Source organism: Deltaproteobacteria bacterium (assembly GCA_020845895.1).
Lineage (GTDB): Bacteria > Lernaellota > Lernaellaia > JACKCT01 > JACKCT01 > JADLEX01.
Genome location: JADLEX010000112.1, coordinates 1 through 8,057, shown reverse-complemented (window position 1 = coordinate 8,057; position 8,057 = coordinate 1). Strand labels below are relative to the sequence as shown.

Sequence of the window (8,057 nt, the reverse complement as noted above, 5' to 3'; positions counted from 1 at the left end):
TCTTCGTGCTCTTCAACGTGCCGACCGGCGGACCGTACGACTTCGTGGCGACCATCGACGAAACCGAAGTGACGCAGACCGAGGTCCCGCAGGTCTTCGAATCCGCCGTGACGATCAACTACCTCGTCTACGGCGGCGAGTACGAAACCAACCCCACGCCGACGGGCTGCGAGTAAAGCCTAGAGAACCGGGGACACGCACCCGCGCCGGGTTGCGCGTCCCCGGTTTCGCGCTTCGGCGAGGAAATCGACGCAGCATAGCGTTCGGTCGTGGGGGAGTCCACCAAATCGGCCGCGGTCGACATCCCCTGCCTCCGCGCCCAAAAATCCAAAAAGCTCGCGGAGTTACTCATCAATTGTTGACAATCGTGATGAGGTTCGTTAGCGTCGGGCATAGTCGCCGACGTGGGTATCCGTATCGATGTGGGATCGCTGCCGGTTCGTCCTGCTTGTCTCGGCCCTTTGCGCGGTTTTCGCGACGGGGTGCATGACCAACTACGCCCGCACGCAGGACGTCGACAAGATGCGCGCGCAGATGACCGAATTGCAGCAGTCCATGGCGCACCTGAACCTGCGCATGGAGGAGCTGAACAACTCGGTGATGATCCTTCAGGAAACGGCCCGGGCCAACCGCGAGAGCATCCGCGGCCTTCAGACCGATCTCGAAAAACCGACGATCTACGTCGCCCAGACTCCCCCGGCGGACACCAACCCCACGCGACCGCTCCCGCAGGGCGGCGAAATGCCCCGCGGCGCCACGGACATGCCCCGGGCCATGTCGTTCCCGATTCCGTACACGGGCGTCGGATCGAAATCGCCCATCGCGCCGACGGCGGGCGTTGCTTCGCCGGAGCCGTCCAAGGGGGCGTCGCCGGCGCTCGAACCCGCGGTTCGGCAATTCCAGGATGGCAACTACGGGTTGGCCGCCTACGATCTGGCCTCGTATCTCGCCGCGAACCCGAATGCCGCGGATTCCGCTCAAGCTCGCTATTATTTGGCCGAAAGCTATTATCAACTCGGTGATTTCGCCCAAGCCGCGCGGGAATACGGGCTCGTGCTCGCGCGTGGGGCGGGTTCGTTCGGGGCGAAAGCCACCCTGCGCGCGGGACAGTGTTTCGCGGCGCAGGGCCTGACCGCGAAGAGCGAGGAATTGTTCCGGAAGGTGGTCGCCCAATACCCGGGGACCGCGGAAGCCGATCTCGCCGGCAAGGAACTGGCGAAATGAGCGGGGAACCCCGCACCTGAGGAGGGGACGATGAGAATCTCGACGAAGCTCGCTTGGACCCTGATCGCGGCGCTGGTGCTGTGCGCGGTCGGCGTGGCCGCCGGAGCCAGCGATTCGGCGAAGCAGAAGTTGGAAACGTCGATTGTCGACTACACGATCCAATCGGGCGACACGCTGTGGGACATCTCGGGCAACTTCTACGGCGATCCGTGGATGTGGCCCCTGATCTGGGAGATCAATCCCTACATCGCCGACCCGCACTGGATCTACCCGGACAACAAGCTGAAGATCCGCCTGGAGCAGGGATTGTTGTACGGCCTCAAGAGCGGCGTGCCGGATCTGATCACGCCCTTCGACTGGTGGGACCCCACCTGGTACTACTCGACCAAAACGAACCGCGTCGATTTCATCACCAACGCCTCGTTCGACAAGGCCGGGGAAATCGTGGACGAGTTCGACGATTCGCTGCTGCTGGGTGAGGAGTTCGAAGTCTATTTCACCATGGACGAGTCGGCCAACGTGCAGCTCGGCGACATCTTTACGATCTTCCGCACGCGCGAGAAGGTGAAGCACCCCGAGAAGGGCGGCTCCATCGGCTACGTCATCGACACGCTCGGCGAGATCGAAACGGTGAAGTCCACGACCCTCAAGAGCGGCGCGGTGGTCTACACGGGCAAGATCATCGACTCGACGGCGGAGATGGCGGTCGGCGACAAGCTCATCACCATGCCCCGCGACGAGTACTCGGTCACGCTCAACAAGACGAGCCTCGACCTGAACGGGTACATCGTGGCCTTCCAGCCCGATCAACGCAACTTCGGCGAGGCGGACATCGTCTTCATCGACCTCGGTTCCAAGGACGGCGTGGAGCTCGGCAACAGCTTTTCGATCTGGCGCGAGAGCAAGAACGAAAAGCGTCTGCCCGGCTATTTCATGGGCAATCTGATCGTCATCCACGTCGAGCCGGGAAACGCGACCGCCATCGTGACCAACTCGCTCAAGGAACTCAAAGTCGGCGACACGATCAAGTCCGACATCCAGTAACAGATCTCCCCATCGAACTTCGGCGGGCGGCTTTCGGGCCGCCCGTTTTCGTTCGCTCCCGCGTCGTTCGGCCGCCCGCGAACGCCGCGCCCAAAACCGCCGAAAATCGCCCAACCCCGTTTTCAAAAAATATTGTCAACTTATTGAATTTACAAAGAAAATTTGCGGATTCCCGCGCGGCGAAACGACCGGTCGGACGTTTGACCGAAACGGCTTTTTTTGCTAGAGTTTTTCGCGCTGAAACGAACGGCATTCGCCGGATTTCGTGAGCTTTCCGGAAGGCGTGAAATGATGTCCGCGACCGGTTGCGCGCGTGCGCATCGCGGCGCGGAAAATGCCCCGTGCGAGCTCGGCGCACGTTTCGACCCGACCGAAAACCGACCCGAGCGCCGCGATTCGCGCTCGCCTGAGTGAGGCTCGATGTCCGAAAACGAAGACCGGTTTTCCGGCGAAGAAGTCGATGACGCGCTCGCGGCGGCCAAGTCCGCCTTCGAGGAAAAGCCCGGCAACGGCAGCGCGGCGGGGACGGCGGGCGACGCGTCGGATTACTCCGCGAAAAACATCACCGTGCTCGAAGGGCTGTCCGCGGTGCGCAAGCGCCCGGCCATGTATATCGGCTCCACGGGCTCGATGGGATTGCACCATCTCGTCTACGAGGTCGTCGACAACTCGATCGACGAAGCGATGGGCGGTTACTGCAATCACATCGAGATCGCCATCCACATCGACAACTCGGTGACCGTCGAGGACAACGGCCGCGGCATCCCCACCGACTGGCACGAGAAAGAGAACATGCCGGCCGCCGAGGTCGTCATGACGATCCTGCACGCGGGCGGCAAGTTCGACAAAAGCTCGTACAAGGTGTCGGGCGGGCTTCACGGCGTCGGCGTGTCGTGCGTCAACGCGCTGTCCGAGCGCCTGGGGCTCGAGATCAAGCGCGACGGTCGCGTGCACCGCATGGAGTTCGCGCGCGGCGAAACCGTCGTGAAGCTCCATGAGGTCGGCGCTACCGAAAGGCGCGGCACGAAGGTCACCTTCAAGCCCGATCCGCAGATCTTCACCGAGCTCGAATACAACTTCGACACGCTCTCGTCGCGCCTGCGCGAACTGTCGTTCCTCAACCCCGGCGTGCGCATCGTCATCCGCGACGAGCGCGAGGGAGGCAAGGTCCACGACTTCCATTACGAGGGCGGCATCGTCAGCTTCGTCGAGCACCTGAACCGCAACAAAACGCCCGTCCACGCGCCGATCTACATCGAGGCCGAGCGCGAGGACGTCGCGGTGCAGATCGCCATGCAATATAACGACGGGTACGACGAAAAGGTCTACTCGTTCGTCAACAACATCAACACCACCGAGGGCGGCACGCACCTCTCCGGCTTCAAGGCGGCGCTCACGCGCACGATCAACGCCTACGGCACGGGCGCCAACCTCTTCAAGGATCTCAAGCAGGGCCTGTCGGGCGACGACGTGCGCGAGGGGCTCGCGGTCGTCATCGCGTGCAAGGTGCGCGAACCGCAGTTCGAGGGCCAGACCAAGACCAAGCTCGGCAACAGCGAGGTCAAGGGCATCGTCGAATCGCTCGTGAACGAAAAGCTCGGCGAGTTCCTGGCCGAGAACCCCGCCGTCTCCAAACGCATTCTGCTCAAGTCGGTCGATGCCGCCCGCGCCCGCGAGGCCGCGCGCAAGGCCCGCGATCTCACGCGGCGCAAGAGCGCGCTCGAATTCTCGGGCCTGCCCGGCAAGCTCGCCGACTGCCAGGAAAAAGACCCCGCGGCGTCCGAACTGTTCATCGTCGAGGGCGACAGCGCCGGCGGCTCGGCCAAACAGGGCCGCGACCGGCGCACGCAGGCCATCCTGCCCCTGCGCGGAAAGGTGCTCAACGTCGAGAAGGCCCGCTTCGACAAGATGCTCGGCAACGCCGAGATCGGCACGATGATCACCGCGCTTGGCACCGGCATCGGCAAGGACGACTTCGACATCACGCGGCTGCGTTACCACAAGATCATCATCATGACCGACGCCGACGTGGACGGCTCGCACATCCGCACGTTGCTGCTCACGTTCTTCTTCCGCCAGATGCCCGAGCTGGTCGCGCGCGGCCACCTGTTCATCGCCAAGCCGCCGCTGTACCGCGTGAGCAAGGGCAAGGACATCCAGTACAAAAAAGACGACGCGGAGCTCGACGAGTTCCTGCTCGCCAAAGCCTGCGACGACATGGTCGTGCGCGCGGGCGACGCGACGTGGACCGGCGACACGCTGCGCGACGCGATGCGCCGCCTGGTGCGTTACGACCGGCTCGTGCGCCTGCTCGCGCGGCGCGGATACGAGCGCGCGGTCACCGAGTCGCTGCTCGCGCGCGGTTTCCTGCGGCGCGACGACTTTCTCGACCGCGAGCGCGTCGCCGGTCTCGCGGCGCACCTCGCCGAAACCGGTCGCCGCATCGGCCCGGTCGCGCAGCATCCCGAGACCTCGTCCTGGGCCTTCACCGTCGGGGCCGAGATGGGCGGCGATGTGCCGATCGACGCCGAGCTCGTCGGTCTCGTCGAGTATCAACGCCTGCGCGACGCGCACGTGGCGCTCGCCGACGTGCCCGCCGGGCCCTTCGCGCTCGACGACGGCAAGACGCAGGCCGCGGTGGCCGATCGCTTCGACCTGCTGCACGCCGTGTTCGACGCGGGCAAGCGCGGTCTGACGATCCAGCGCTTCAAAGGTCTCGGCGAAATGAACCCGGAGCAGCTCTGGGAGACGACCCTCGACGTGAACAATCGCGTGTTGTTGCAAGTGCACGTCGAGGACGCGGTCGAAGCCGACGACATCTTCACGATTCTGATGGGCGATCAGGTCGAGCCGCGACGTAAGTTCATCGAGGACAACGCGCTCGCCGTCGTGAATCTCGATATCTGAGCGGAGACCGACTCAAGATCCAACACGCGCCGCCGCGCCGCCGAAGCGACGCGGGGCTTACGTGTCATTCGTTCAACAATCGTCCGACTCCGCCAGCGCCAAGCAGTCGTTCCAGTCGTTCCACGCGTCGTCGCAACTGGTGGGGTTCAGGTCCTGGCAACTTGTCTCTGTCGTTCCGGGACCCAGAGGAACCGGCCCATTTTGATAAATCGCATCGAGGCATGCGGCGACGGCCTCATCGCAGGCGTCATCCGAATCGCGGAACCCGCCGATCACGTCCTGACACGACGCGATGCACGACGTGATGATTTCGAAGCCCCAATCGTGGGCATCGAGGCACGGGTATTCGTTTCCGTCATTCGCGCAGACATATTCGCAGGCGTTGTCTTCTGAATACACGCACTCCGTCGTCTGCGCACTGTCCTCGGACTCGTCCTCGTCACATGAGGAGCCGCTGAGCATGAGCGCCATTCCAGCGAGAACGAAGACCAAGGCAGTCCATTTCAGTTCTTGTGTGCACATGCAGTCTCTCCTTCCCGCTGTCAGTCCGTCAACGGCACGTTGAAGAACACGATCGGCGACGACGTCTCGTCCGTAACGCCTACTGACACGACGCGGATGATTGCGCGCCGCGCCGCCTCGGCGGCGCGGCGCACGTCCATGTCGTATCAGCAGTCTTCTGACTCCGCCAGCGCGAGGCAGTCGTTCCAGTCGTTCCAAGCGTCGTCACAACTGGTGGGGTTGATCTCCATGCAAACCTCGGCTTCGCCCTCCACGTTGGCGACCGGGCCGTACTGGTAGATGGAATTGAGACACTCGCCGGCAAGCCGCTCACACGAGTCGTCGGAATCGAGATAGTCCTCAATGAAATCGCGACATTCGTATGTGAATTCGAATCCCCACTCGTGCTCACCGATGCAAGACGTGTCGTCAATCGTGTCGCACGGGTGCATCTCGTAATAGACGCACTCGTTCTGACCGGCGCTTTCCGAGGTGTCGTCGTCTTGTTCGCAGGAGACCAGGATCGAGACTGACATCGCGATGGTCAGCGAGCAGACGAGACTGGCACGAAACCACCTTGTTCCCGTCATGGCCGGTCCTCCCTCAGCTCGTCCGTCAACGGCACATTGAAGAACACAATCGGCGACGACGTCTCGTCCGTAACGCCCGCCGACATGACACAAATCACAGGCTTCACGATAACCCGGTCGCTCGCGCATTTTGGAAGATGGCCGCCGCGCCATGTTTGCGGCGCGACGACCTCCCGTTGTTCGATCAGCAATCCCCCGATTCGGCGAGCGCGAGACAGCCGTTCCAGTCGTTCCACGCGTCGTCGCAACTCTTGGGATCCGTCACGCTGCACGAATCCGAGTTTGGAGTGCCGTATTTCAGCATCGAATTCAGGCAGTTCGCGACGAGCGCGTCGCAGGGAGAATCGGATTCCTCGAAGACGGAAATGATGTCACGGCATTCCGAGATGGTACTGAATCCCCACTCGTACTCGTCTGCACAAAGGGGATTCAGGACGAAGTCGCACGCGTCAGACTCCGAAAAGGTGCAACTCGGTTTTGTCGCGCCGCCGTTTTCGTCATCCGTATCAGCGCAGGAGGAGAGCAGCAATGCGACAAGAACCGTCGCTGTACCGATGAAACTGCACAGCGCGTTTCCTTGAAGGAATTTCATTGGTCGACCTCCTTTGCCTTAGTCAGACAACGGCACGTTGAAGAACACAATCGGCGACGACGTCTCGTCCGTAACGCCCGCTGACATGACGCGAATGACCGGCTCGGCGACGAACCGTCCGTCCGAATATTTCTGATGGATGAACGGCCCCATGTCGTAACGCACCTTCGGCGTTCGCGCGTACATCTCGTCGAGACGCGCCTTGATCGTCTCCGCGACCTTTTCGAGGGCAACGGGTTTTCGTGTCGAGGAAATCGGTTCGAGTTCGGGCCAGCGGATGAGCGCGCGCTTGATCTTTCCGTCGTCGTCCACGGCCGCGCGGAACATCGCCCCCGCCACGCGGACGCCGTTGTGGAGCCGATCGAACGTAACGAGATACTCGGACTCCACCCGGTTGATGACGATGCCGTCGGGCCCGCCGGATTCTCCGACAACCTTTTTCACATCCACACGACCGATCTGCGCTCGATCCACACCGAGATAATCCGCGAATCCCATGGCCGCATCCTGTGCGTGCGACTCGGACAGCGCCAGCGTATTCGGCTGCGCCAAAGCCGCCGTGCGGTCCCTCTCGACCGACGCCTTGTCGATGATGCGCAGATAGCCCGCGCGGCGCTTGATGAGCAGGGTCGCACTCTCTTCGCGGATCGTCTGGCCGTCCCATTCATCGAACTGTTCGGATCGTTTCAGGTCTTCTGGCACGTCGAACCACTCGGCGATCGACGCCGTCTCCGACACCGTGACTGCCGATTCGGCACGCACGGCACCCGCCACCAGGGCTTGGTCGATGCCGGCTCTCATGGTCAGGAGAGCGTCGTGGATATCCGCGTAACGCACGACCCGCGGCGCGGGTCCGCCATCGAATTTCGCGCTCTCGGTCGTCGTCGACTCCGCCTGTCCGCCGGCGATGCCCGCGAATACGGCGGCGATGAGCATCGTCCCCATGATGATCCATGTCTTCGCTTTCATGTTCCGCTCCTTCGTATTCGGGTTTTCAGTACGGCCAGTCGTTATCGGGATCACACCCCACAATGCCGGACCGAGCCCAGAAGAGATTGCCGGTCGGATCGAAGGAGCCTGTCCCATTCTCCGTGGAAAGTGGATCGGCGGTTCGGTTAAACATGGTTACGCCACGCCCTCTTTCCGGTCAAGCTCCGCGCCCGCATTGAGGGCGGCCTGAAGCATCCACAGGTCCTTGT

9 protein-coding genes are annotated in these 8,057 nt (G+C 62.5%); 4 read left to right on the top strand and 5 right to left on the bottom strand.

The window, feature by feature from the left end:
• The 4 genes from IT350_15345 to gyrB form a co-directional block, all read left to right on the top strand.
• Positions 1 to 176, top strand: a 176-nt coding sequence (locus IT350_15345; GenBank protein ID MCC6159424.1) for a hypothetical protein, incomplete at its 5' end; no start/stop codon positions are given.
• 310 nt (positions 177 to 486) lie between these two features.
• A complete protein-coding gene (locus IT350_15340) occupies positions 487 to 1,224 on the top strand; it encodes a tetratricopeptide repeat protein (GenBank protein MCC6159423.1) in 738 nt (245 codons plus the stop codon).
• A gap of 30 nt (positions 1,225 to 1,254) precedes the next feature.
• Positions 1,255 to 2,268, top strand: coding sequence for a LysM peptidoglycan-binding domain-containing protein (locus IT350_15335; GenBank protein MCC6159422.1), 1,014 nt, complete (start codon positions 1,255 to 1,257; stop codon positions 2,266 to 2,268).
• A 420-nt stretch (positions 2,269 to 2,688) separates the two neighbouring features.
• Positions 2,689 to 5,175 carry a DNA topoisomerase (ATP-hydrolyzing) subunit B gene (gene gyrB / locus IT350_15330; protein MCC6159421.1) on the top strand — a complete coding sequence of 829 codons (2,487 nt, stop codon included), beginning with the start codon at positions 2,689 to 2,691 and terminating at the stop codon, positions 5,173 to 5,175.
• A 72-nt stretch (positions 5,176 to 5,247) separates the two neighbouring features.
• Here gyrB and IT350_15325 read toward each other — a convergent pair whose 3' ends face one another.
• The 5 genes from IT350_15325 to IT350_15305 all read right to left on the bottom strand — a co-directional run bounded on the left by IT350_15325 (position 5,248) and on the right by IT350_15305 (position 7,827).
• Positions 5,248 to 5,697: a hypothetical protein gene (locus tag IT350_15325; protein MCC6159420.1), complete on the bottom strand. Its 450-nt coding sequence runs from the start codon at positions 5,695 to 5,697 to the stop codon at positions 5,248 to 5,250.
• A gap of 146 nt (positions 5,698 to 5,843) precedes the next feature.
• A complete protein-coding gene (locus IT350_15320; GenBank protein ID MCC6159419.1) occupies positions 5,844 to 6,266 on the bottom strand; it encodes a hypothetical protein in 423 nt (140 codons plus the stop codon).
• Positions 6,263 to 6,457 carry a hypothetical protein gene (locus IT350_15315; protein MCC6159418.1) on the bottom strand — a complete coding sequence of 65 codons (195 nt, stop codon included), beginning with the start codon at positions 6,455 to 6,457 and terminating at the stop codon, positions 6,263 to 6,265. Before IT350_15315 ends, IT350_15320 begins: the two co-directional genes overlap by 4 nt.
• Entirely contained in the window at positions 6,451 to 6,858 is a 408-nt protein-coding gene (locus IT350_15310) for a hypothetical protein (protein MCC6159417.1), read from the bottom strand. Before IT350_15310 ends, IT350_15315 begins: the two co-directional genes overlap by 7 nt.
• A gap of 18 nt (positions 6,859 to 6,876) precedes the next feature.
• Complete coding sequence (locus IT350_15305) at positions 6,877 to 7,827, bottom strand: hypothetical protein (GenBank protein MCC6159416.1); 951 nt, start codon at positions 7,825 to 7,827, stop codon at positions 6,877 to 6,879.
• Positions 7,828 to 8,057: the final 230 nt, after the last annotated feature.